At 47.5% G+C, this 21,938-nt stretch carries 26 protein-coding genes and 1 riboswitch; of the genes, 11 read left to right on the top strand and 15 right to left on the bottom strand.

From position 1 onward, the window contains the following. Positions 1 to 86: 86 nt before the first annotated feature. Positions 87 to 1,823: an aldehyde ferredoxin oxidoreductase N-terminal domain-containing protein gene (locus tag DYP60_RS03475; RefSeq protein WP_165849483.1), complete on the top strand. Its 1,737-nt coding sequence runs from the start codon at positions 87 to 89 to the stop codon at positions 1,821 to 1,823. Here the strand turns inward: DYP60_RS03475 and DYP60_RS03480 are convergent. After that, positions 1,796 to 2,341: a YfcE family phosphodiesterase gene (locus DYP60_RS03480; protein WP_117329495.1), complete on the bottom strand. Its 546-nt coding sequence runs from the start codon at positions 2,339 to 2,341 to the stop codon at positions 1,796 to 1,798. The two genes, DYP60_RS03475 and DYP60_RS03480, sit on opposite strands and share 28 nt — an antisense overlap. A 111-nt stretch (positions 2,342 to 2,452) precedes the next feature. On the opposite strand from DYP60_RS03480, the gene DYP60_RS03485 reads away from it, so the two are divergent. Genes DYP60_RS03485 through DYP60_RS03495 form a run of 3 tightly spaced genes read left to right on the top strand, consistent with a single transcriptional unit; the run spans position 2,453 to position 5,142 of the window. After that, on the top strand, positions 2,453 to 3,379 hold the full coding sequence (locus tag DYP60_RS03485; protein ID WP_117329496.1) for an alpha/beta hydrolase: 927 nt from the start codon (positions 2,453 to 2,455) through the stop codon (positions 3,377 to 3,379). A gap of 2 nt (positions 3,380 to 3,381) precedes the next feature. Beyond that, positions 3,382 to 4,623 carry a YihY/virulence factor BrkB family protein gene (locus tag DYP60_RS03490; protein ID WP_117329497.1) on the top strand — a complete coding sequence of 414 codons (1,242 nt, stop codon included), beginning with the start codon at positions 3,382 to 3,384 and terminating at the stop codon, positions 4,621 to 4,623. Positions 4,624 to 4,677: 54 nt separating this feature from the next. Further along, the gene (locus DYP60_RS03495) at positions 4,678 to 5,142 is read left to right on the top strand and encodes a hypothetical protein (protein ID WP_117329498.1); all 465 of its coding nucleotides are present in this window, start codon (positions 4,678 to 4,680) and stop codon (positions 5,140 to 5,142) included. An 11-nt stretch (positions 5,143 to 5,153) separates the two neighbouring features. Here DYP60_RS03495 and DYP60_RS14120 read toward each other — a convergent pair whose 3' ends face one another. Continuing rightward, the gene (locus DYP60_RS14120; RefSeq protein WP_165849484.1) at positions 5,154 to 5,291 is read right to left on the bottom strand and encodes a hypothetical protein; all 138 of its coding nucleotides are present in this window, start codon (positions 5,289 to 5,291) and stop codon (positions 5,154 to 5,156) included. Positions 5,292 to 5,414: 123 nt separating this feature from the next. After that, positions 5,415 to 5,544, top strand: a riboswitch (FMN riboswitch). A 95-nt stretch (positions 5,545 to 5,639) separates the two neighbouring features. Here DYP60_RS14120 and ribD point away from each other — a divergent pair. Genes ribD through ribH form a run of 4 tightly spaced genes read left to right on the top strand, consistent with a single transcriptional unit; the run spans position 5,640 to position 9,116 of the window. After that, entirely contained in the window at positions 5,640 to 6,764 is a 1,125-nt protein-coding gene (gene ribD, locus DYP60_RS03500; RefSeq protein WP_117329499.1) for a bifunctional diaminohydroxyphosphoribosylaminopyrimidine deaminase/5-amino-6-(5-phosphoribosylamino)uracil reductase RibD, read from the top strand. Next, on the top strand, positions 6,745 to 7,386 hold the full coding sequence (locus tag DYP60_RS03505; protein WP_117329500.1) for a riboflavin synthase: 642 nt from the start codon (positions 6,745 to 6,747) through the stop codon (positions 7,384 to 7,386). The genes ribD and DYP60_RS03505 overlap by 20 nt, the downstream gene beginning before the upstream one ends. 22 nt (positions 7,387 to 7,408) lie before the next feature. Further along, positions 7,409 to 8,611, top strand: coding sequence for a bifunctional 3,4-dihydroxy-2-butanone-4-phosphate synthase/GTP cyclohydrolase II (locus DYP60_RS03510; RefSeq protein ID WP_117329501.1), 1,203 nt, complete (start codon positions 7,409 to 7,411; stop codon positions 8,609 to 8,611). Between the two features lie 34 nt (positions 8,612 to 8,645). Further along, positions 8,646 to 9,116, top strand: coding sequence for a 6,7-dimethyl-8-ribityllumazine synthase (gene ribH / locus DYP60_RS03515; RefSeq protein ID WP_117329502.1), 471 nt, complete (start codon positions 8,646 to 8,648; stop codon positions 9,114 to 9,116). A 55-nt stretch (positions 9,117 to 9,171) separates the two neighbouring features. On the opposite strand, the gene DYP60_RS03520 is transcribed toward ribH, so the two are convergent. Together DYP60_RS03520 and DYP60_RS03525 are read right to left on the bottom strand one after the other, a co-directional pair. Further along, the gene (locus DYP60_RS03520) at positions 9,172 to 9,570 is read right to left on the bottom strand and encodes a hypothetical protein (protein ID WP_117329503.1); all 399 of its coding nucleotides are present in this window, start codon (positions 9,568 to 9,570) and stop codon (positions 9,172 to 9,174) included. A gap of 2 nt (positions 9,571 to 9,572) precedes the next feature. After that, entirely contained in the window at positions 9,573 to 10,238 is a 666-nt protein-coding gene (locus tag DYP60_RS03525) for a Crp/Fnr family transcriptional regulator (RefSeq protein ID WP_117329504.1), read from the bottom strand. A gap of 89 nt (positions 10,239 to 10,327) precedes the next feature. Here DYP60_RS03525 and DYP60_RS03530 point away from each other — a divergent pair, with 89 nt between their 5' ends. After that, positions 10,328 to 11,029, top strand: a complete 702-nt coding sequence (locus tag DYP60_RS03530; protein ID WP_117329505.1) for an ATP-binding protein — start codon at positions 10,328 to 10,330, stop codon at positions 11,027 to 11,029. Here the strand turns inward: DYP60_RS03530 and DYP60_RS03535 are convergent. From DYP60_RS03535 to DYP60_RS03580, 10 genes are all read right to left on the bottom strand, one after another. Then, positions 11,026 to 12,132, bottom strand: coding sequence for a hypothetical protein (locus tag DYP60_RS03535; RefSeq protein ID WP_117329506.1), 1,107 nt, complete (start codon positions 12,130 to 12,132; stop codon positions 11,026 to 11,028). The genes DYP60_RS03530 and DYP60_RS03535 overlap by 4 nt on opposite strands. Beyond that, entirely contained in the window at positions 12,126 to 12,869 is a 744-nt protein-coding gene (locus tag DYP60_RS03540) for an outer membrane lipoprotein-sorting protein (RefSeq protein WP_117329507.1), read from the bottom strand. The genes DYP60_RS03535 and DYP60_RS03540 overlap by 7 nt, the downstream gene beginning before the upstream one ends. Continuing rightward, complete coding sequence (locus tag DYP60_RS03545) at positions 12,862 to 14,097, bottom strand: ABC transporter permease (protein ID WP_117329508.1); 1,236 nt, start codon at positions 14,095 to 14,097, stop codon at positions 12,862 to 12,864. Before DYP60_RS03545 ends, DYP60_RS03540 begins: the two co-directional genes overlap by 8 nt. A 9-nt stretch (positions 14,098 to 14,106) precedes the next feature. Then, complete coding sequence (locus DYP60_RS03550) at positions 14,107 to 15,354, bottom strand: ABC transporter permease (RefSeq protein WP_117329509.1); 1,248 nt, start codon at positions 15,352 to 15,354, stop codon at positions 14,107 to 14,109. Further along, positions 15,354 to 16,040 carry an ABC transporter ATP-binding protein gene (locus DYP60_RS03555; RefSeq protein ID WP_117329510.1) on the bottom strand — a complete coding sequence of 229 codons (687 nt, stop codon included), beginning with the start codon at positions 16,038 to 16,040 and terminating at the stop codon, positions 15,354 to 15,356. Before DYP60_RS03555 ends, DYP60_RS03550 begins: the two co-directional genes overlap by 1 nt. Beyond that, complete coding sequence (locus DYP60_RS03560) at positions 16,021 to 17,133, bottom strand: slipin family protein (protein WP_117329511.1); 1,113 nt, start codon at positions 17,131 to 17,133, stop codon at positions 16,021 to 16,023. Before DYP60_RS03560 ends, DYP60_RS03555 begins: the two co-directional genes overlap by 20 nt. Next, complete coding sequence (locus DYP60_RS03565) at positions 17,130 to 17,546, bottom strand: GntR family transcriptional regulator (RefSeq protein WP_117329512.1); 417 nt, start codon at positions 17,544 to 17,546, stop codon at positions 17,130 to 17,132. Before DYP60_RS03565 ends, DYP60_RS03560 begins: the two co-directional genes overlap by 4 nt. Further along, positions 17,533 to 17,769, bottom strand: coding sequence for a hypothetical protein (locus DYP60_RS03570; protein ID WP_117329513.1), 237 nt, complete (start codon positions 17,767 to 17,769; stop codon positions 17,533 to 17,535). Before DYP60_RS03570 ends, DYP60_RS03565 begins: the two co-directional genes overlap by 14 nt. Before the next feature lie 64 nt (positions 17,770 to 17,833). After that, positions 17,834 to 18,670 carry a pirin family protein gene (locus DYP60_RS03575; RefSeq protein WP_117329514.1) on the bottom strand — a complete coding sequence of 279 codons (837 nt, stop codon included), beginning with the start codon at positions 18,668 to 18,670 and terminating at the stop codon, positions 17,834 to 17,836. A gap of 72 nt (positions 18,671 to 18,742) precedes the next feature. Further along, complete coding sequence (locus tag DYP60_RS03580; protein WP_117329515.1) at positions 18,743 to 19,255, bottom strand: ferritin; 513 nt, start codon at positions 19,253 to 19,255, stop codon at positions 18,743 to 18,745. A gap of 115 nt (positions 19,256 to 19,370) precedes the next feature. Between DYP60_RS03580 and DYP60_RS03585 the strand changes: the two genes are divergently transcribed. Together DYP60_RS03585 and DYP60_RS03590 are read left to right on the top strand one after the other, a co-directional pair. Next, complete coding sequence (locus DYP60_RS03585; protein ID WP_117329516.1) at positions 19,371 to 20,669, top strand: TrkH family potassium uptake protein; 1,299 nt, start codon at positions 19,371 to 19,373, stop codon at positions 20,667 to 20,669. 13 nt (positions 20,670 to 20,682) lie between these two features. Continuing rightward, the gene (locus tag DYP60_RS03590) at positions 20,683 to 21,354 is read left to right on the top strand and encodes a potassium channel family protein (protein ID WP_117329517.1); all 672 of its coding nucleotides are present in this window, start codon (positions 20,683 to 20,685) and stop codon (positions 21,352 to 21,354) included. Here the strand turns inward: DYP60_RS03590 and DYP60_RS03595 are convergent. After that, on the bottom strand, positions 21,351 to 21,872 hold the full coding sequence (locus DYP60_RS03595) for a gamma carbonic anhydrase family protein (protein ID WP_117329518.1): 522 nt from the start codon (positions 21,870 to 21,872) through the stop codon (positions 21,351 to 21,353). The genes DYP60_RS03590 and DYP60_RS03595 overlap by 4 nt on opposite strands. Positions 21,873 to 21,938: the final 66 nt, after the last annotated feature.

Consider the following 21,938-nt stretch of genomic DNA (forward strand, 5'->3'; position numbering starts at 1 on the left):
TTCTCAAGTATGTGTTATACTGGTGTTTTAAGCCAGAGATATGATTCTGGATTGACAGCCAAATGGGAGGTAGGTACCTTTTGCACATGAGGAAAAAGCTTCATCTGGCGTTTCCCTATCGACAACGCTTCATACTACAGATAGATTTGGAATCAGAAACATACACAAGCATTCCGTTGGAAGAGGAAGAAGCCAAGCGCTACCTCGGAGGAAGGTTCCTTGCTTTGATGCTCTGGGACCGCTTTGCCAAATATGACCAGCTTGGAGAGGAATCCTATGAGCGTGGGAATCCGGTTGTCTTCGCTTCTGGGGCTGCAGTCGATATACCTCTTGGGTACTGCAACTCCTTCACCGTAGTGACCAAGAGTCCTATTACAGGATCTCTATCCGTCTCCAGTGCCTCTTCTTCATTTGCAGGAGCCATTGTTGGCTGCGGGTATGCAGCAGTGGTCATTACCGGACGCAGTAGAAAGTTGTGTAGTTTCTCTATAGCAGACGGTGTGGTGAGCTTCAGTGATGCTGAGCAGTACCATGATCTCACGACAACAGACGTTGCAAAGAGGGTAGGGAAAGACCATATAGTTGTCATTGGCCCTGCTGGTGAACACTTTGTGCCATATGCCTCACTGTATGTGAACGATCAGAATGTAGGCCAAGGTGGGGTAGGCTGTGTATGTGGAATGAAGAATATCAAATTTTTCACTCTGTCTCCCCATAGCTATGGCAGGGATGCCTATGATTCCCACAGGCTTGGTTTGTTGAATCAAGCCTACCTGAAGGATTTAGAAAAATCACGAATGGGGAAGACAATAGCCCGGGAAGGATCGATTGCTCTCCTTTCCAAGGCGAATCATCATGGGTGGGCTGCAATAGATACCTATTCCATGCGTGTCGATGGAAGACTTTGGGGGCTTTGCACCCGCAGTGTTCCTGAAGGAATTCCCTTCGATGATCCATCGTTCCCTGTGTGCCAAGATCATACTCTATTGGATTTGGAGAGTGCGATGGCATTGGGGTCGAATTTGGAACTTTTTGACAGTAGGAGCGTACAGCAGGTTGTGCTTCGTTGTTTGGAAAATGGACTGGAAGTGGTAAGTACAGGGGCGGTGCTTGCCTGGGCAAGGGCCTGTCGAAAAGAGGGTAAGTTGAGTTTTTTGCCTGATTTGCAACGTTCGACAGCAATGCTCTATCTTCGTCTTCTTGATGCCATAGCCTACAGAAGAGGGGCCGGCAACCAGCTAGGAATTGGACTCTCTGCATTGGTGGAACAATATGGAGGAGCGGAGCATGCCTTCATGGTTGATGGATTGCCACTGCCTCCCTATGATTACCGTGCACTGCCGGTGCAGGCATTGCTTGCATCAATGGGAAAAAGAATCGTGGTACTGGGAGAGCTTTTGTGGGGTAATCATTATCATAGGGGCCGGGAGCGTCGTCTGGTTTCTTGGGCTCTGTATATCCAGAAGCTTACGTATGCCTGCGAGAGTGTAGGATTGTGCCCATGGGTGACGCTTCCCAGTTTCAATCACCGGTTATTCCACTTTCCTTATTTCTCATTTGCAAGAAAAAACTTTTCAAGGTTGGCATTATTGGCCTCATTGGCAGAAGGGTATGAGATCGGTGTGCATGCGATGCGTTCCTATGGGGAAGAGGCTCTGTATTTACAAGTATCCCTTGATGACAAACTTTTGAAACGCAATGGTCGCTTTGGATCTCTGCCGGACCAATTACTGGTCAACGGGAAGAGTAACTACCGGTCAGCCCAAGTGGTTCCCTTGGCACGGTTGCTCGACGCTTACTGGTCTGCTTTTGGGAGAAAGTAGTATTGGAGGCCAGCAATTGGTTGGTCTTCCCTGAGTTTGCGTATGCTGATCCCCTTATCATCCAGTAGTGCGTAGGTTGGGCCCAAGGCAGTCCTTGGATAGGTTGTCGACCCAGGGTTGACCCAAATAACCCCATTTTCGCTTTTATGCAGCTTGGGGACATGGGTATGACCACTGATGAAGATGTCTCCTGCTTTCAGATTTTGACCAACGGGAGAGTGAATCCTGTCCCCATGTGTCATGAATAGGGTTCGTCCTTGCCAATCGATGGTTCTGTTTAAGGGAGGTAAGGTGATTCCTGCATTGCTGAAGTCATAACTGCTGTCACAGTTTCCCCGTACCAAGATCAATTGCGGAGTATTCTGGAGCAGTATTTGGAACTGTATGTGTCCTGAGGGACAGAGGTCTCCTGCAATCAAGATGCATCCTGCATTATATTCATGTGCACGTTGTTCCAAAAGAGAGAGGGCAGGGAGCGAGCCGTGTAAATCGCTGGCAAGTAAGAGAGTGGTGGACATGAAAAACTCCTAAAATTTCCTTGCTACAGATAAATGCTTCTTGTGATGTGTACCTTTTGTTGCTATTATAATACGAGAATTATATAAAAATATATAGGGGAGGGTGCTCATATGGTTACCATCCGAGAGCTGTCTTGCAGCGATGGGAAACGTGTGGCTTATCGTGTTTGGATTCCAGAGGGAACACAGGTTGAGGCGGTGCTTCTCATCTTGCATGGTATGGCTGAGCATAGTCTCCGATATGATACATTCGCCACCTTTCTGAATTCAAAAGGAATTGTTGTCTATGCTCCTGATCATCGAGGTCATGGGGAGACTGCAAAACGCTCTGGTGAGACCCTTGGTTGGTTTGCTGAGCGGGAAGGCTGGCAACGAGTGGTGGAAGATACCTATGAATTGACGAATGTCATCCTTGCAGAATATCCACGGCACAGTCTCTTCCTGTTAGGCCATAGCATGGGTTCTTTCCTTGCCAGAAGTCTTATGGTGCAACACTCTGATTTGTTTGATGGAGTCATACTGATGGGTACCGGGGCCTCCCAAGGTATGCTTGGGAAGATTGGCAAGCTGATCGCCCACAGGCATGTAAGCAAATATGGTTCCAAGCATCCTGATGCAAAACTGGATAAAATGAGTTTTGGTGCATACAACAAGAAGATACCCAATGCAAAGACGCCCTTTGATTGGTTGAGTAGGGATGCTGAACAAGTAGCCAAGTATATAGAAGACCCCTTGTGTGGGTTTGTCTGCACCTCTGGATTCTTTGCAGACCTGCTGGATGGGGTGGAGATGGCCAATGATGTGGAGAGGGTGAAAAAGCTCCCCTCTGACCTTTCTCTGTTGCTGATCAGTGGTAGTGAGGACCCTGTAGGAGGGTTTTCAAAAGGAGTGCGTAAGGTGTACGAGCTCTATCGGAATTGCAATATCTCGGACATCACCCTCAATTTGGTTGACGGAGCACGGCATGAACTACTACAGGAAACCAATAGGGAACAGACGGCACAATATCTCTATTCCTGGATCAAGCAGAGGCTGTAGGCATGTCCTATAAGACCATCGTACAGCAAAACCTTAAGCAACTGAGAGCCTTTCTCTCATCCGTGTTCAGGCAGGCGATGAAAGACAACTTTCTCAACTCAGCTTCAGGGTTGGTTTACTCTACGCTATTGGCCATTGTCCCTGCAGCAACATTTCTCTTTACATTTTTCAATGCATTTGGAGTCATGGAACCGTTGGTTGATTTTCTCACACAGTGGTTCACGGAACTGGCAGGAGAGGATGCAGGTGAGCAGTTGATGATTCTCCTTACCCAATACACCCGTAATGCAACCAGCCTAGGAATTGTTGGACTCATATCCTTCCTGATTACCATGGTACTCTTGGTCAACAAGGTGTGGATTGTAATCAACCGGATCTATCGTTCAAGCAGGAGTCGGAACGCACTGAAACGGTTTGCCGGCTACATCTCATTCTTGATTGTAGCGACTTTGTTGCTTGCAGCGTATGTAAGTGTACAATCTATCCTCACGTCCTGGTATCTCGATTTGATTGGAGTGACGCTGGGAAGGTGGTCTGTTGCAGTTGAAGCCATCGCCCCGAGTTTCATTGTTGGTTTGGTCGTTTTCCTGCTCATCTATTTTGTTCCCAATACAAAGGTCCGTTTCGACTCAGCAATCCTTGGAAGCTTTGCCGGGTTGTTGATAATCACTATCTTCAATAGGTTAACTATACTGTTGACTACGATGGCGAGTAGGTTCTCCATAATTTATGGTTCCTTTGCAGCAATCTTCCTGTTCTTGTTCTTCTGCTATGTCTTCTGGGCAACCGTGTTCTTCAGTGTGGAACTTGCCTATGTGCATCAGTTTAAGCCGAATATTTCCAGTTTTCGTGGACTTCCCCAAAGCCCAGCGCTCCAGCTGTCGGAAGGAACCAACATCATGATGCTCATCGGAAGCAACTTCCGCGAAGGCAGGGGAGCTACTTCCACCAAGGAACTGCTCGACCGCCTCGCAATTCCCTATAATCGCTTGCAGGGCTTTCTTGGACTCCTATCCGAGCTTCAATTCATAACCCCCACCAACAGCAGCCAAACCAGTTATATCCCCAAGCAACCACTCGATACCCTTCGCATCCAAGACTTGGTAAAGGGACTCTATGGAATGAATACGATAGATGAGGTTGAGCACGATACCGCCGGGGAAGCGGTTGCGGAGCAGGTTCAGGACAGGGGTGTTTCCGCACTGGGGAATCTTACGATTGAACAACTGTTGCAAAGAATCTAGGGAGTGCTTGCCTCTTGAGAGCAACACAGGATACTCTACCATGAGGAGGCTCCCATGAACCTAGACGTTACCACCCAGCCCGTGATCGACCCACTTATCTGGCACACCTTTCCAGATGAAAAAGATGGCATCATGTCTGATGAAATATGGAAGTGCGGTCCTTTGGTCTGTACCCTGCTCAAGAACCCCGCATGTAGAAATGGCGAACAACTCGTTGCAATTCCCTATGCGATGGTGGTGAAACGGGATGGTGCTGCAATACTGGCTGTCTCTCTTGAACAAGAGGACCTCAGGGCACTCTCTTATACAATGGGAATATCCCTGAGGGAGTTGCAGGAAGACTACCAAACCAAAGGGAATTTTTCGGAGCTCAGAGGATTTGTGTATTCTGATGTGACTCGAGAAGACCTTGGGGTGTATGATGGGGATATGGATCTCCAAAGCATCAGGATTTTCTTCTTGGAGACAGTCTGTGATACCTTCGACATCCTCTCTGAACCGGTGCAGGTTACAATGTAATGGCATCAGGTTCATGAAAAGAGAGGAATTGAAGATTCATTCCCGAGCGAGTGCCGAGAAGGCAAGGCGAGAAACCCATCCCTTGGGGCGGAAAAGGAGGCAACGCCTCCTGAGTCCAAGGCTTGCCCTGGGGTATTGATACCTTGCATTTGGTTAGGTTACATGCTCCAGTGAAATCGCGGGAATCCGCATCTCCGTTTGGAGCTGTTGACATCCAATAGTGAAATCTATAAGGTATAAAAACACAGCCATATATATATGGTTGTGCATAATACGTTCTTCAGGGTTAGGTGTAATTCCTTACCGGCGGTAGGCAGCTAAGCTGCAAGCCCGCGAGCCCCTTGGGTTGATTCGGTCAAAGTCCGAAGCCGACAGTTAAAGTCTGGATGGAAGAAGAATTGAAGTGCATTACTACAGGATTGTTCCTTTAGTGGCCTATTTCTCTTTTTATCCATGCAAAGCAAGTACCTTGGAGGAATGATTTCAAGGGGGTGTGCATGGAAAACGAATTACAATACATGACCCGGGCTCTTGAGCTTGCTGAATTGGGAAGAGGCGCTACCAGTCCAAATCCTCTGGTGGGTGCTGTTCTTGTCAAGAATGGAAAGATCATTGCAGAAGGGTATCACCAGAAGTATGGTGGTCCTCATGCTGAGATACATGCACTCCATGCAGCAGGGAAAGAGGCTGAAGGCAGTACCCTCTATGTGTCACTGGAACCTTGTTCCCATTATGGGAAAACTCCCCCGTGTTGTGAAGCCATTGCTGAAGCCAAAGTCCAAAGAGTTGTATGTGCTATTTCTGATCCTAATCCCTTGGTGCAAGGAAGAGGTCTCGCTTATCTGCGGGAACGGGGCATCGAGACTTCGTGCGGCCTGTTATCTGAGCAGGCTAGAAAGCAAAATGAGATATTTCTCCATTTCATCACCACCGGGACCCCCTTTGTTTTGCTGAAAACGGCGATGAGTCTGGATGGAAAAATTGCCACTTCAACAGGTGAGAGCCGTTGGATCTCTTCAGTGGAATCCCGTTCCTATATGCATCAGATTCGAAACAAGTATTCAGCCATCATGGTTGGTATTGGTACTGTCTTGGCGGACGACCCTGTACTGACTACACGAATAGAAGGAGTGGATGGACACAATCCTATACGGATTGTGATGGACAGCAAAGCCCGAACCCCAATCAATTCCCGTTTGTTCAAGACAATTGGAGATGCTCCTGTGATTATTGTTACTTCAGAGCAGGCTTCTTTTACGCAGGAGGAAACTCTCCGTAGCGTTGGTGCAGAGGTACTGAAAATCCCTGGAGATGATCAGGGAAAGCGAATCAGGGAATTGCTGACCATTCTAGGAAAAAGAGGCATTGATAGTTTGCTCGTTGAGGGGGGAGGAACCTTGGCTGATTCCTTTATTCGAACACGGGCTGTGCAGAAATATTTGGTATGTATCGCTCCTATTGTCATAGGAGGAAAAGATGCTCTAACCCCTGTTGAGGGTAACGGTATATCTAGCTTGGCGGATGCTGCCCAATTTTCGATTACAAAGGCTGAGCGTATTGGCCCTGATATCTTAATTGAGGCGTACCCGAATAGGAGGAATGATGTTTACGGGAATTATTGAAGAACTTGGATCTGTAGTCGCTTTGCATGGAAAAGCTTTGAGCATACATTGTCATCTTGTACAAGAGGATCTAATGATTGGAGATAGTATTGCCGTTAATGGAGTATGTCTGACCATCATCAACTATTCATCGCAACATATTGAAGCAGAGGTCATGCCTATTACTCTGGAGACAACCAATCTGGGCTCTCTCAAGCCAGGGTTCATGGTCAACCTTGAACGTGCAATACGCCTTGGGGGCCGATTAGGTGGTCATCTCGTTTCCGGTCATGTCGATGGAACAGCAACCATTCTGAGATTGCAACAGAAGCAAGATGCTCATCTGGTGACAATGGAAATTCCACAAAAGTTCGTTCCCTTCGTTATTTTGAAGGGATCCATTGCAGTGGATGGCATCAGTCTTACCGTTGCCGAGCTTTCAGGCAACCAGGTGACCGTCTCGCTTGTGGGACATACGAGAAAACATACCACATTAGAGGGTAAGCGGGTAGGAGCCATCGTCAATATTGAATGTGACCAGATTGGAAAATATGTAAACCAGTTGTTGGTCAACCAATCTACAAACAAAACAAAAGGGTCATTGGATCTTGCGTTTTTGCAAAAGCAAGGATTTTCCCTGTAACAGGGAATGGAGGATACACTATATGGAATTTTCAACAATTGAATCGGCCTTGGCGGCTATTCGAAGAGGTGAAATCGTAGTGGTGGTGGATGACCAGAACAGAGAGCATGAGGGTGATCTCATCGCTGCTGCTGAGTTTGCAACCCCCGATATCATCAACTTCATGGTGACACATGGAAAAGGGTTGGTATGTGCCCCTTTGGACACATCCATCACCAACCGTCTTAATTTGATACCAATGACAGCGCGGAACAGGGATCCGATGGGTACTGCTTTTACACTTTCTGTAGATCATGCCACTGCTACCACAGGTATCAGTGCAGCCGAGAGGGCATTGAGCATCAAACAATTGGCAGACCCAAAGTCAACGGTAGCAGATTTTCGTGTACCAGGGCATGTGTTTCCGCTCATCGCAGCTGATGGGGGAGTCTTGACGAGACCTGGTCATACAGAAGCCGCTGTAGATTTGGCACGTTTTGCCGGACTGCAACCTGCAGCGGTTATCTGTGAGATTCTCAAGGATGATGGATCGATGGCAAGAACAGAGGATTTGAAGCTGTTTGCCAAAATGCATGGGTTACCTATCATAACTGTTGCTCAGTTGATTGCATGGAGAAGTATCGGCAAGGAGTATGTAGTGAGAGACTCAGTGGTAGCGTTACCTACAGAGTATGGCACATTCACTGCCTATACCTACTATCAATTCCCTTCAGGGCAGCATCACATAGCGTTGGTTATGGAGGATCAAAAGCTTCTTGCAAATACGTCTTCCGTTTTGGTCAGGATGCACTCCGAATGCTTGACCGGTGATGTATTTCACTCGTTGCGCTGTGATTGTGGAAAACAATTGGATACATCCTTGAAGATGATTGCAGAGGAAGGAGTTGGTGTCCTCATGTATCTTCGTCAGGAAGGAAGAGGTATCGGGTTGCCCAATAAGATGCGTGCTTACCATCTTCAGGAGCAGGGGCATGATACTGTGGATGCCAATCTGGCACTGGGCTTTGCAGCCGATGAACGTGAATATTCTGTAGGTGCAGATATATTGAGAGACCTTGGGGTGAATACTATTCGGTTGCTCACCAACAATCCCCATAAGATGGCTGAATTGGAATCATGGGGAATTCATGTTGCTGAACGAATACCTGTAATAATTCCACCCAATGCATTGAACAAGAACTATTTAGATACAAAAGCACAGCGGATGGGACATGTTTTCTCTTGAGAAGGCATTCAATAATGAGTAGGAGAGATTACGAATGAACGAAAGAACAGTATTTTCTGGAAATCTGATTGCAGAAGGGAAAAGAATTGGAATCGTGGCAGCGAGGTTCAATGAATTTATTACCTCCAGATTGGTAGATGGTGCATTTGATGCGCTTTCCCGCCATGGAGTAAAAGAGAACGATGTTGATATTGCATGGTGCCCTGGGGCTTTTGAAATTCCTCTGGTGGCGAAGAGAATGCTTATGACAGAAAGATATGATGCAATCATCTGTCTTGGATGTGTAATTCGGGGAAGTACGCCTCATTTTGATTATATTGCAAATGAGGTATCCAAGGGGATTGGAAAAATTGCTTTGGATTTTGCAAAGCCCGTAATCTTTGGAGTACTGACCACAGATACCATCGAGCAAGCTATAGAGCGTGCAGGTACCAAGGCAGGAAACAAGGGCTTTGATGCTGCTACCTCAGCAATTGAGATGGTAAACCTCTTGGATACACTGTAGCGTTATAAAAGGTTTTCATACCTGCTCTGCTTCTAGGAGCAGGTATGATCAATCCCTACAGGGTAAACACGAAGTTTCCTGTTACGTTCAGCTTGGTATTGATCTTTGAGCGTTCATCCCGGTAGGGGAAGAGCATTCCTGTGCTCCCTTCCTTGAGTTCTTTTGGGAGATGCAACAGCGAGTATGCTTCAGTTGCAACCAATGTGGTGTATCCCTCTTTGGCCTCAAGACTGTAACGTGCATGGATCAGCATACCTTCAAGCTCAATAGTAACGATATCGCCCAAGGTATATCCAGCTTCTTGGAGCATCGCCTGATTCACAGAGAGTCTGAACAAATGATCAGCTGGGGATTCGGTTATGGAAAGGGGAATTGCCTCCACTTTCTTTGATGTGGCGCAGGAAGGGAGTAGTAGCAAGGCCATGACAAGCAGTATGTACAATAATCGTTTCATAATCAGTTCTCCTCGAGCAGGGTAAATGTGCTCTTGTGGTAATCCACCAGTCCTTCACTACGCATCTTGGAGAGTTCCGTGGACATGGCACTTCTCTCCACACAGAGGTAGTCTGCAAGGTGTTGTCGGTCAAAAGGAATGGTGAATGTCTTCTTGTTTCCCTGCCGCTTCGATTCAGCAGAAAGGTAGGAGCGTAGTTTCTCCCGTGTATTATGTTTTGTGATATGGTTGATTTTTTGCATCAACTCCAGGTTCTTGTGACTGAGCAACCTCACTAGGTTTTCGATGAGCATATGATGGTACACACAGTTTGTACTGCAAGTAGTTACGACTTTGTTGATGTTCAGAAATAAGATGGTGGTGGGCTGGGAGGTGATGGCGCTGACTTCACTGGGGCTCTGAGAGAAGGCAACAGTCTCGGCAAAGGTGCCTCCTTCCCCAATATAGGTCACAACTGTTCTGTTTCCCCAGAAATCGTGACGGACGATATGCACTGATCCTTGGAGTACAATTCCCATTTCATCGGTGAAATCTCCTTCAGCAATGATGGTGTAGTCCTTGGGGAAATTGCTGGTCCTACTCTTCAAGCAATCAAGCAATTGAGGCAACTCATTCGCTGCTATCTGCTCAAAGAGGTATGAATGATGTACTATCTCGTAAATGTTCATTGCTTACCCTATATTTGTTGTAAATCCAACATATCATACTATGCGCACATGGTACCATAGCCTGCATAACAAGACAATGGAGAAGCAACATGATCAGACAGATGATAACGATAGATGAAAAACTGTGTAATGGATGTGGATTGTGCGTTGGTGCCTGCCAAGAAGGCGCAATCGGTTTGGTGAACGGAAAAGCGGTGCTCCTGAGAGAAGATTATTGTGATGGATTGGGTAATTGTCTTCCTGCATGTCCTACCGGTGCGATTACCTTTGAAGAGCGAGATGCTCCAGCTTTCGATCATCAGGCGGTTGCAGTGTTTTTGGAAGCGGACAAGCCTGTCTTCAGTTGTCCGGGAAGCCAGATCAAGGTGATGAAACAGGAAGAGAAGACAGAACCTGCTGATCAAAAAACGAGTTCCACACCTGTGCGAAGCCAGCTCCGCCAGTGGCCGGTGCAGATCAAACTGGCAGCGCCGAATGCTGGGTTCTTCAACGATTGTGACCTGCTTATTGCTGCAGACTGTGCAGCCTACGCCTATGGTGATTTTCACAACACCTTCATCAAGAACAGAGTCACCCTCATCGGATGCCCCAAGCTCGATGCAGGGGATTATGCAGAGAAGCTTACCGAAATATTCCAGAATCATGAGATTAGAAGCGTTACCGTTGCTAGAATGGAAGTGCCTTGCTGTGGTGGCTTGGATGGAGCCGTGAAGCGTGCCATCGCTGCCAGTGGGAAGATCATTCCCCTTGCTGTGGTGACCCTCTCCACAGAAGGGGAGATTCTCCGTTAGAAGATCCAGGAAGCCCCGAGGGTGAGAGCAATTCGTGCATCAGTTGGCCCATAAGGAGAAGGAACCTTGCCTTTCCAACTGAAAAGGTCGTTTTCTTCCCCAAAAGGGGAGCTGAGGAAGCCTAGGAGGCTGAAGCCTTCAAGGACTGCCCAGTTGACGCCGAGTGTTGCATTGAGGGAGAGATCCATCACAGAAATGATTGTCCTCAGGGACCAAGAGAGGCTGGAAGAAGGGGTGTAGACCAGCTCCTGATAGAGAAGCAGCGGGCAGTCATCATCACTTTGGCTCTCAGCTTTCCAGTTTCCTGCAGGACGGGTAAGGAACTCCAGGCGAAGAGACAGATTCTTGAGATACTGTATGTGGTACAACCCACCGGTAATTACCAAGGAATCCAAGGTTTCTTCGCCGATATCTCCCCTCTGTGGAATAGCCACTGAGGAAGAAAGATACCAATCTGGTCCAATATTTCCCTGTAAGCTTATGTAGGGCTTATGCAGTCGTTCACTCTCGTAGCTTGTAAGGTAGCCAGCTTCTACCTTGGTATCCTGTACGGTGGTGTAGATGCGAGCCCCTCCCCCCATATGCTCAATCTGATTATCCGGGGATGGGAGTACTGTTACCTCAGCGAAGCTGAAGAATCCCAAAGGATAATTCAAACTCACCAGGAGTCCTGTTTCACTCCGCAACTCTGCTTGGGTCAATGTAACAGAGGTGTCATTACTTCCATAGAGCACATCCCCGGCATTGAAAAGCATCCCATCACCCCAGGAGAGGCGGGTCTTTCCTGCTGTCAGGCGGAAGGAAGGGAAGCGTGCCTTGAAGTAAGCCTTGTGGAGAATGTCATCATAGATGGCTGGTGCAGGAGCAGTAGTGAGAAGGTTCACATTAGGAGTTTTTAGGACCACTTCCCCCTGTACATTACCACTCCTGCCTGAGCTGATCGAAAGGCTCATGGCCGGAGCCATCGTTTGGCTCCACTGCTCAGTGGCTGGTGTATAGTTGATGGTATTGAGCAATTGCATCTCCACCACCGGGTTTTCAGCAGCGCTCAGGGTGAGTGCGATAGACAGCAAGAGTGATAGAAACAGAGACTTTTTTACCATGTCAGGTTCTCCAAGGTGAAGAGATTGCTCTCAAGTGGAATGTTTACTTCCAAGGTATCGAGCATCATCCAGGTGGCGCTGTTGCTCTTCATCGCATCCTCAATGCGGGTCTCTTTCGGCAATGTCCTCCCGTCTATCACCAAGGTATCGAGTACCTCCATCTTCTTGAGTAGGCGACCATGGTTGGTTGCATATTCCCCTTTCCATGTCAGGAAGGTCTCTTTGTCCACCCAGATTTTCTGAACTGGATAGGCTACCTGCCTAGTTTTTGCCGTGAGGATGAGGATGTGGCAATCCCTTCCTCTGACGGTTTCACTGCCATCCAACGTTACGTCATAGTCGTCAAGGGTTGTTTTTTCTTCAGTCATATCCTCATAGGAGAGGTCACTGCCAAGTACTGACTGTCTGAGTGCTGCCCCTTGCATCCTGATCAATTCCTCAGCATCAGGGTAGAAAAGATAGAGACTTCCCTTGGTTCTGAGGATTTTTTGTCCTCGCTCTGCGATACTGGTGAACTCAATGAGGGAATCAGTTGTTCCACGGGACCATGCCTTGAAAGTGCTCTCTTTGGTCCCAAACCGGTCAACCGTCTTGATTGAACCGGTGGCGTAAGAGGTTTCAAAGGTGGCCTGGGCATCCATCTCCCTGACAATTTCCTGAGCGGTGATAGCAAACAGTGAGACTGGGAGGAAGAGTATGGTGAGTCCAAGCAGGACTATTATGATACGTTTAGACATAGCGTAGCGCCTCCACAATCTGGATTTTTGAAGCTTTTCTGGACGGGATGAGTGTAGAGAGTGATGAGATGATGATTGCGTAGATCCACACATACAGTGCGGTGAACCAGTTGACCCGCGGGAAAAGGATGGAGGAAATCTCCATATCGACGCCACTCATCGCTTCAGTGAAATTGATTCCCGTCTTACTGAGTATGAAAACGATCAAGACCCCTACGAGCGTTCCAAGTGTGGAACCGGCGATGCTGATAAATGTTCCTTCCAGAAGGAAAAGCCTCGTGAGTTCCTTTCCCTGCATTCCCAGTGCTCCCAGGGTTCCAATCTCTCGAATTCTCTCATAGATGACCATCATCGTGGTATTGATGATGACGGTGCTTCCTAGGACAAAGAAGATTGCTCCCATTACATAGTAGATGAACTTGGCAATGGACAGAAATGAATACATCATATTCAGATCCTTCCATGCACGAGTTTCTGTTTCAAGGGAGAGGTATTCCTCTAACGCTGTTTCCACCGCCTGTGCTACATCCCGTTCCCTGTATCCGTCTTCGGTGAGCAGCAGAACCTCTTGGGTTTTGCCTTCCATCCTGAGTAGATACTGAGCCCGATCGATGGGGATATATACTGTTTTTGCACTCAATCCCCCGACAGGGAAGGATGCGATACCGACAATCGTGAATGTCATGGCGTTCGATCCCCTGAGTGCAGTGGAGGTTAGCATGGTTACTTTATCCCCCAGTGAGAGTCCAAGGTCATGTGCTAGGAATTTGCCCATCAAGAGCTCATTGGCTCCAGGTTTCGGGATTCTCCCTTCATCCACAATTGCAGAGAAGTCAATGAAAGCCTGTTCTGTGGCAAAGTCAACACCAACACCCATGGCTCCATTATTCTGCCCATCAATGTAGAGATTGGCAGGAAAGTTAATCCGCGCAGTAGCTGCTTTTACTCCCCCGACATCCGATGCAACAGAGATCACCGCTTCGGTATCCAAGCTCAGATGCAGAGGATTGTATCGTTCGTACTTTTCGTATTCTGCATGTCTTATCCTTACCTCTCCAGTGTAGTAGCTGGTGAGGTTTGTCGCCATATCTGTTTCCATGGTTTCAAGCAGGGATAGAAGTGCCATGATTGCCATTGCGGAAACTGCAATGGCAACAGCGCAGAGAATGGAGCGGCGGAGATTCCTGAAGATATTTCGAAATGCTACAGCTGGTAATTTAATCGTCATCGCCTTCTCCTATTGATGGTGCAAGCACGTGGGAATGTCGAGTTTCAGAGCCCTTCTGATGGGAAGAACTGCCACAAGCATGGAGAGGAAGATACCGGCAGAGAATGCCTTGAGTATGGTGGAAAGGCTCCATGCCCCCCGCATAACACTTGAAATTCTAAAGCCGATATCCATGTTCCTGAACATGAATCCGAAATCGAAACCCGTGTTCACCAGGTAGATATTCACGAGGCTTCCCAGTGCTATACCCACGACTGACCCGATGAGGCCGATACCTCCAGCTTCAAAGAGGAACGAGAGTAGGATATCACGGTCCCGCATGCCGAGTGCGCGCATCATCCCAAGCTCTCTCATTCGTTCATACATTGCCATCAACATTGTGTTGGAAACTCCGACTGCTGCGATGATGAAAACAAGGAAGAGAATCATACCGGTTCCTCCTTGTTTAGCTCCCACGATTGCAAGGTAATCTTGAGCAAGGTCCTTCCAAGTAAAGACCTCAAGACCTTCGGGAAGTTTTGCTTGTATAGCTACTTTTGCTAGTTCGAGATCGGTTTTTTCAGGAAGAAGAATATCGATACTGGTGACCGAGTTTTCCATCCCAAGGTACGTGTCTGCAGCTGCAATATCCATCATAATGAGCGTTCGGTTTACATTGGGGTTAGGGCAGTTCACGATTCCAACAATTTGCATATCGAAGGCCTCATAGAAGCCTCCCTTGCCCCTGGTGAGCAAGGTAACCCAGTAACCGACCTCAGCTCCAATATCTTCAGCAAACCAGCTTCCTAGTAGCAGTCCATCCATCTCCCCTGGTTCAAGGAATCGGCCTTCAACCAAGGTGTCTTCAAATCGATAGACTTCGAAATCCTGTGTTGGGTCAATAGCAGTCACTTTGACATTCATGTTCCCGTTTTCACCAAAGTCATCACTATAGAGAATCATCTCAGCGGCAAAGGTGGTACGAACCGTCGCTACCCCCTGTTCTCCCTCTACCAGTGACATGATTGATGCTGGGTCCTCGATGCTATTCTCAAGGGGGAGGAACGCACGGTCTTCCCAATACCCTTCTGCGTAGACACGGAGGGAAGCAGTCTCATACCAACGTAGGTTGCGCATCGATTCCAGTGAAGCACCCCGCAGAATGGAATCAACGATGATGTACATCATCAATCCTACTGCAATGGCTACTGCAGTGATGATTGTACGTCGCTTGTAGCGGCTGAGATTTTTCACTGCCAGCTGCAGGATAAATTTCATTACCGTCTCCTCTCGTCACTGACGATGGCCCCGTCATGCAGTTGTACAAGACGGGAGGCATAATCCATGATCATCTGGTCATGGGTGGAGAAGAGAAAGGTGGTATGATATTTTTCATTCATGCGCTTCATCAGCTTGAGTATCTCAGCCCCTGTTTTGGAATCCAAATTGGCTGTTGGTTCGTCAGCAAGAATAATCTGCGGATTTTTTACCAGTGCACGAGCGATGGCAACCCTCTGCTGCTGTCCACCACTGAGCTTGGAAGGACGTCGGTCCTCCATCCCTTCCAATCCAACTTCCATGAGTACTTCATAGGTGCGTCGCTTGATCTCGCGCTCACTTATGTCAAGCAATGAGAGCACGAAGCTAACATTCTCGTAGGCAGAGAGGACCGGGATCAAGTTGTAGGTCTGAAAGATGAAGCCAAGGTTGTTTCTCCTGAATGCAGTTTTCTCTATCTTGTCCATGGAACTGATTGCGGTATCATTGATGAAAATCTCTCCCTCATCCAATTCGTCGATACAACCAATAAGATTGAGCAGTGTGGTCTTTCCGGAGCCAGATGGTCCTGCAATAGAAAGGAACTCTCCCGCCTCAATAGTGAGCGAGACCTTTTTCAAAGCTTTGACTAGTGTTGCTCCAGTCTTGTAGTTTCTCGATACCTTCTCAATTCTGATTATGCTCATCTTGTGCTACTTCCTTCTCGCTGTCTCGTTTGGCTTGTTCCCCTTTCTGCATTGCTGCTGTACCCATGACTGCACCAAAATCCATATGATCCAGTATTGATGCAGGCATCAACATCATTGAATTGTTTTGCCTAATTCCCTCATATACCATGTTCATCGATCGAAGTTGGAGTGCAATTGGGTCATTGGCATATTCTGCTGAAGCTTCGGTGAATTTCTTTGCAATCTCTACCTCTGCAGCCCCCAAAATGATTCTCGACTCCTTCTCGCGTTCAGCTTGAGCCTGCTTGCTCAGCGCGTCTTCCAGCTCCTTGGGGATGATGATGTCGGTAATCTCGATTGAGAGGATGGTAACGCCCCAAGGATTTGTCTTGGTGTCGAGGGCCTGCTGAATCTCCCTGCCAAGCTCCTCTCGTTCACTGAGCAGGCTTCTCAAGTAGTGTTTGCCGATGGAATCACGGAGTGCTGTCTGAGCGGAGAGAATGACCGCCTCAGTGTAATCCTCCACTTCCAGAATTGCTTTCTTTGCATCCCAGATCATCCAGAATGCAAGGGCATCTACATGCACCGGGACGGTATCCTTGGTGAGTGTTTTCTCTGCGCTGAAGTCCGTCGCTCTAATTCGGGTATCGATGAACTCTGCTGCCCGATCAATCAGGGGAAGTAGGAAGAACAGCCCTGGCCCCCTTACCTTTTGGAACTTTCCCAGTCTTAGGACGATGACCTTGTCCCAGTGGTAGACCAACTGGAAGGAGGATGAGATGAGAAGCCCAAGTGAGGAAAAAGCGGTAATCGGATAGAGATAGGGTGAGAGTTCCCCTATTATCCAAACCCAAAGGATCAGGATGATGGCCATCACCAATGTCCACAGTGGGAAGATGGCGATGATAATTGCAGCGGTGAAAGCAATAGTGCTTACCATGACAATTGCATCATGGGGCATGTTGGGGTAGAGCAGGAGTTGCAAGATAGCGCCTCCGGCGAGGAAGAGTGCCAAGACCAGGAATGAGAGAGCTCCGTAGTTGAAGTCCTTCTTCAGGACAAACCCTTTCATGTTCTTGATGCGTTCAATTTTCTTCTTGTACAGGTTCATGTTGATTCCCCTTGTGTATGTGTTTCACTTCCCAGATCCCTGATGGCCTCAATCAACTCGCTTGGCTGGAATCCATAGGAGAAAGCTTTTGTAATATATTCCTTGGTGATCTGGGAAAGAATACGCTCTCGCTCGATACCATCAATACTGATCTTTTTATCACTGATGAACGTTCCTGAACCTTGTTGGGTGACCACAATATTCCTGATTTCCATCTCTGCATAGGCTCTGGCAACCGTGTTCGGGTTGACGCTTAAGTCCACCGCCAGGGCTCTCACAGTGGGTAGTTGGGTTCCTTTTTCCAATCTTCCATCTGCAATGGCCATTTCGACCTGGAAGATGATCTGTTTATAGAATGGTACACCGCTCTTCACATCCAGGCTGAATTCCAATTTAGGTTCAATCTTGGCCATTTCCACCCATCTCCTCACTACTTGTACTATTGTACTGGTGTATTAGTACAATGTCAACAAAATCTTCATTCCCCACCAGAGCGAGAGGAAAGGAATCAGCAGGAAGGTTCCTCTCCCGAGAGAGTGCCGGGAAAGCAAGGTAAGATACCCCGTCCCTTGGGGCGGAAAAGGAGGCAACGCCTCCTAAGTCCAGGGCTTGCCCTGGGGTATTGATACCTTTCATTCTGTTTAGAAAGAGAAAGCTGCCTCCTGTAGGAGACAGCTTGAATACGTAATGAATTATTGTATCACGTATGTTTGATAAACGTCCCATCCTGCAATTCCTGTCGCGCAAGACGCAACTCCTCAGGGGTATTCATGACAATGGGACCGGCCCAGGCAATAGGCTCCTGCAGCGGTTTTGCAGCATAGAGGAAAAAACGAACACCTTCCTCTCCAGAGGTGAGGGAGAGGGTGTCCCCTTCTCCAAAGAGTACCGCTTTATGGTAGGGTACCTCCATGCCATCAGTATGCAAAGTTCCCTCTACAATATACACGAACAGCGTGTTCTCAGTGGGAATCTCCACTGACCAAGATTGGTTAGCCTCCAGTTTGACATCCAGGTAGGTGGCCTTTACAAAATCCCCTTCCTTGGGTCCTTTTGTCCCGCTGTAGGAACCACTGATGACCCTGACCTCACCCCCAGCTTCCTTGACCACAGGGATTTGTTCTTTCCTGATGTCTCTATATGCGGGCTCAGTCATCTTGTCCTTCTTGGGAAGGTTGATCCAAAGTTGGCAACCGAGCATGCGATCACGGGGCTGGGGCATTTCCTGGTGAATGATGCCACTCCCCCCGGTCATCCATTGGCAACATCCCTCGTTTATTGTACCGCTGTTTCCCAGACTGTCCCCGTGTTCAATCTCGCCTTCAATAAGGTAGGTAACCGTCTCAATCCCCCTGTGTGGATGCCAGGGGAATCCTTTGATGTAGTCTTCACTATCCTTCGAATCGAATGCGTCAAGCATGAGAAAGGGGTCGAATTCCTTGGTATCATTGTATCCAATGACCCGGACCAACTTGACTCCGGCTCCGTCATACTGTACTGCTCCGCCAGTGATGCGCTTGATGGGTCGTTTCTGCATAATCACTCCTTATGTTCTGTATAGAGTATAACACCCACGCTGGATGTGGGTGCATAGAAGGTTGTTACGTTTTTACAGCTGCAAGGAAGGAGGTGAGAAAACTCTTGCTTCCAGCTCCTTGTCGAGCAAGTACAGGCCACGGTTGTCAGTGCCAAAGACCTCGAACTTCTGGATGTTCTCTTGGGCATTGGTCTCTTCTTCCCCTTGCTCCTTGATGAACCAGTCCAGGAATTGCTGGGTACGGTAATCTTTCTGCTTGGTGGCTTCCTCGTAGATGGTGTTGATCGACGCCGTGATATATTCCTCATGCGCTAGGGCTTCCTCTAGAGGAGCCTTGTTGTTCTCATAGGATTTGCTGGGATCTGCTAGAGCAGACAAGGTAACCGTATGACCATTGTTCAACAAATACTGGCGGAAGAGCATTGCATGGGTTCTCTCTTCTTCTGCCTGGACCTTGAACCAGTTCTCGTAGCCCAAAAGCCCTTTTTCAGCGTAGAAGTTTGCTATATCAAGATAGAGATAGGCAGAATAAAATTCCTTGTTGATTTGTTCATTCAATAAATCGGCGATTTTTTTTGAAAGCATATGGAACTCCTTTGTTATTATTAATATAAGGATACTACTAATATCAAATATCGACAATACGGTATCCGTCTCATCACCTTGCACTTCAGGAAAAGACACGATAGACTCTGTCAACATGAAAAAGCGTATGAAAAAGCCGCTGAAAGCAAATCAATATTTGTTGTTAGGCTTTCTGGCTATCATCCTGATGGGCTCCCTCTTGTTAAAACTTCCCATAGCCCATAATGAAGGCATAAAAATTTCTTATTGGGATTCCCTGTTTATATCCACCAGTGCTGTTTGTGTTACTGGACTTGTAACGGTTGATGTTGCACTTACTTTTTCTCTCTTTGGCCGTACAGTTATTGCCATCCTGATTCTGCTTGGAGGCTTGGGCTTTGCATCAATGGTTATCTCCTTCAGTCTCCTCTTGGGCATGAATATTGGACTCAGCCAACGATCTTTCATCAAGGAAGCCTACAACCTCTCATCTGTCCAAGGAACATTGATGGTGGTACGCACTGTTGCCCTTACCGCTTTGGTGGTGCAAGGAGTAGGTGTCTTCATTGAATACTTCATATTCCGTTCGTCCTATGCTCCCCTTGATGCATTGGGACATGCGTTATTCAATACCATCTCTGCCTTCAACAACGCTGGTTTTGACCTCATGGGAAAGTTTCAGAGCCTTACCTTATATCGTCAAAGTGTTGCAATGAACCTTACGACAGCTTTCTTGATCATCATCGGAGGCACCGGCTTCTTTGTAATTGCAGATATTGTGAGGAACCGTGCTTGGAAAAAACTGAGCATGCATTCCAGGATTGTGGTAACCATGAACAGTATTCTCATCATTGTAGGATTCCTGTTCTATCTTTTAGTGGAACATTTGGAGCCTCTTGCAGCATTTTTCCAGAGTGTCACCACCAGGACTGCAGGGTTCAATACAGTGGATATTGCAGGCTTGAGTCAAGCTGGGCTCTTGGTTACCATTCTATTGATGTTCATGGGAGCAAGTCCGGGATCGACCGGTGGTGGTATCAAGACCTCCACTACCTTCACGTTGTTCCTCAGCCTCGGTTCCTTGATGTTTGGCCGTCAGACTGCTGCATTCAAGCGAAAGATTGGAAGCGAGAGTATTCTCAAAGCTTTCCAGGTCCTGTTGCTTTCCGTCTTGTTGGTGAGTGGAGGAAGCTTTCTATTATTGCTTATTGAGGGCTCAAAATTCACGTTTCTCGAAGTTCTATTCGAGATTGTTTCTGCATTTGCGACCGTGGGCCTATCAATGGGGATCACAACCGAAATTGCAACGCTCTCGAAACTTGTATTGGTAGTAGTTATGTTTGCTGGAAGAGTCGGCCCTATCACTATAGCCACCAGTTTTGCCAGAAAGACATCACAACTGGGCTATGTTGAAGAGCAGGTGTTTATTGGTTAGGAGGTAATTCATCATGAAGAAAGAATATGATCCCGATGCCTATGGGATTATAGGACTGGGAAGGTTTGGTCTTTCCTTGGCCCTGGAACTTACAAAGGCAGGGAAACAAGTCATAGTCTTGGAAATTGAAGAAGAGAAGCTGAACGCGGTCAAAGACCAATTGGAAAATATTTATCCAGTAAAAGCAGTCACTGAAGAAGTGTTGCATGAGTCTGGAATCTCCCATTGTCGAACTGCAATTGTCTGTATAGGGAAGGATATAGAATCGAACATCTTGGTAACGATGAGCTTGATCGAACTGGGTATCCCTCGTGTTATTGCCAAGGCAACAAGCGTGAATCATGGGAAAGTGCTTGAGCATATCGGAGCAGAGGCAGTTTTTCCTGAAGTTGAGATGGGAGAGCGGTTAGCCCGATCCTTGGTTTCCACGGGAACATTGGACTTCTTGGAGCTCTGCGAGGACTTCTCCATTGCCAATATTTCTCTCACAAGGGCATTTGCCAACCGGAGCGTGGAAGAGATCAATCTCCGTAAGCGATTTCATTTAAATATCATTGTGATAATCCGTCAAAAGAGAGCTATCAGTGAAATACTTCCGAATTTTGTGGTGGAAGAGAATGATGTGCTTGTTGTCGGCGGTACCAATGATGCCATCAGAAAGTTTGAAAAGGCAAATGAGGTTTAACTGATTGTTTGCTTCCCACTGGTGAGATCCTGGGCGAACTCCCAGTACTCCTGGGTGTTCTCGCGCATCTTCTTGAACTCTTCATCGCTGAGGGTCCTTATGAGTTTTGCAGGGGTACCCACCAGTAGCGAGCGGGGAGGATAGGCCTTGTTCTGGGAAACCAAAGCCCCTGCAGCAACGATGGACTGTTCCCCAATTACTGCCCCGTTGAGCACAATAGCTCCCATGCCGATGAGACAGTCATCACCAATGGTGCAAGCATGAATGATGGCTCCATGCCCAACAGTGCATCTTTTTCCCACAATAAGCGGAAAATCGTTGTCCACGTGTGCAACCACATTGTCCTGAAGGTTCGTTCTTTCCCCGATATGGATGGTATTCACATCTGCACGGAGCGTAGCATGGAACCAGATGGAGACCCCTTCTTCCAACGTGACGTTCCCGATTACATCAGCAGTCGGGGCGATGTAACAACCAGTTGCCATATTCGGCGATTTACCATTGTATGTGTAGATCATAGTCGCGTTCCTCTTTTGTTTCGACTATAGCCGGAATGAAAGGATTCTGTACAGACTGAAATAAAT

This window comes from Sphaerochaeta halotolerans, from assembly GCF_003429665.1.
Classification (GTDB): Bacteria; Spirochaetota; Spirochaetia; order Sphaerochaetales; family Sphaerochaetaceae; genus Sphaerochaeta; species Sphaerochaeta halotolerans.

What these genes read in the sequence shown, in the direction of transcription:
- DYP60_RS03475 (WP_165849483.1), top strand. Translation starts at nt 87, where the DNA reads ATGAGGAAAAAGCTTCATCTGGCGTTTCCCTATCGACAACGCTTCATA.
- DYP60_RS03480 (WP_117329495.1), bottom strand. Translation starts at nt 2,341, where the DNA reads ATGTCCACCACTCTCTTACTTGCCAGCGATTTACACGGCTCGCTCCCT.
- DYP60_RS03485 (WP_117329496.1), top strand. Translation starts at nt 2,453, where the DNA reads ATGGTTACCATCCGAGAGCTGTCTTGCAGCGATGGGAAACGTGTGGCT.
- DYP60_RS03490 (WP_117329497.1), top strand. Translation starts at nt 3,382, where the DNA reads ATGTCCTATAAGACCATCGTACAGCAAAACCTTAAGCAACTGAGAGCC.
- DYP60_RS03495 (WP_117329498.1), top strand. Translation starts at nt 4,678, where the DNA reads ATGAACCTAGACGTTACCACCCAGCCCGTGATCGACCCACTTATCTGG.
- DYP60_RS14120 (WP_165849484.1), bottom strand. Translation starts at nt 5,291, where the DNA reads ATGCAAGGTATCAATACCCCAGGGCAAGCCTTGGACTCAGGAGGCGTT.
- ribD (WP_117329499.1), top strand. Translation starts at nt 5,640, where the DNA reads ATGGAAAACGAATTACAATACATGACCCGGGCTCTTGAGCTTGCTGAA.
- DYP60_RS03505 (WP_117329500.1), top strand. Translation starts at nt 6,745, where the DNA reads ATGTTTACGGGAATTATTGAAGAACTTGGATCTGTAGTCGCTTTGCAT.
- DYP60_RS03510 (WP_117329501.1), top strand. Translation starts at nt 7,409, where the DNA reads ATGGAATTTTCAACAATTGAATCGGCCTTGGCGGCTATTCGAAGAGGT.
- ribH (WP_117329502.1), top strand. Translation starts at nt 8,646, where the DNA reads ATGAACGAAAGAACAGTATTTTCTGGAAATCTGATTGCAGAAGGGAAA.
- DYP60_RS03520 (WP_117329503.1), bottom strand. Translation starts at nt 9,570, where the DNA reads ATGAAACGATTATTGTACATACTGCTTGTCATGGCCTTGCTACTACTC.
- DYP60_RS03525 (WP_117329504.1), bottom strand. Translation starts at nt 10,238, where the DNA reads ATGAACATTTACGAGATAGTACATCATTCATACCTCTTTGAGCAGATA.
- DYP60_RS03530 (WP_117329505.1), top strand. Translation starts at nt 10,328, where the DNA reads ATGATCAGACAGATGATAACGATAGATGAAAAACTGTGTAATGGATGT.
- DYP60_RS03535 (WP_117329506.1), bottom strand. Translation starts at nt 12,132, where the DNA reads ATGGTAAAAAAGTCTCTGTTTCTATCACTCTTGCTGTCTATCGCACTC.
- DYP60_RS03540 (WP_117329507.1), bottom strand. Translation starts at nt 12,869, where the DNA reads ATGTCTAAACGTATCATAATAGTCCTGCTTGGACTCACCATACTCTTC.
- DYP60_RS03545 (WP_117329508.1), bottom strand. Translation starts at nt 14,097, where the DNA reads ATGACGATTAAATTACCAGCTGTAGCATTTCGAAATATCTTCAGGAAT.
- DYP60_RS03550 (WP_117329509.1), bottom strand. Translation starts at nt 15,354, where the DNA reads ATGAAATTTATCCTGCAGCTGGCAGTGAAAAATCTCAGCCGCTACAAG.
- DYP60_RS03555 (WP_117329510.1), bottom strand. Translation starts at nt 16,040, where the DNA reads ATGAGCATAATCAGAATTGAGAAGGTATCGAGAAACTACAAGACTGGA.
- DYP60_RS03560 (WP_117329511.1), bottom strand. Translation starts at nt 17,133, where the DNA reads ATGAACCTGTACAAGAAGAAAATTGAACGCATCAAGAACATGAAAGGG.
- DYP60_RS03565 (WP_117329512.1), bottom strand. Translation starts at nt 17,546, where the DNA reads ATGGCCAAGATTGAACCTAAATTGGAATTCAGCCTGGATGTGAAGAGC.
- DYP60_RS03570 (WP_117329513.1), bottom strand. Translation starts at nt 17,769, where the DNA reads ATGAAAGGTATCAATACCCCAGGGCAAGCCCTGGACTTAGGAGGCGTT.
- DYP60_RS03575 (WP_117329514.1), bottom strand. Translation starts at nt 18,670, where the DNA reads ATGCAGAAACGACCCATCAAGCGCATCACTGGCGGAGCAGTACAGTAT.
- DYP60_RS03580 (WP_117329515.1), bottom strand. Translation starts at nt 19,255, where the DNA reads ATGCTTTCAAAAAAAATCGCCGATTTATTGAATGAACAAATCAACAAG.
- DYP60_RS03585 (WP_117329516.1), top strand. Translation starts at nt 19,371, where the DNA reads ATGAAAAAGCGTATGAAAAAGCCGCTGAAAGCAAATCAATATTTGTTG.
- DYP60_RS03590 (WP_117329517.1), top strand. Translation starts at nt 20,683, where the DNA reads ATGAAGAAAGAATATGATCCCGATGCCTATGGGATTATAGGACTGGGA.
- DYP60_RS03595 (WP_117329518.1), bottom strand. Translation starts at nt 21,872, where the DNA reads ATGATCTACACATACAATGGTAAATCGCCGAATATGGCAACTGGTTGT.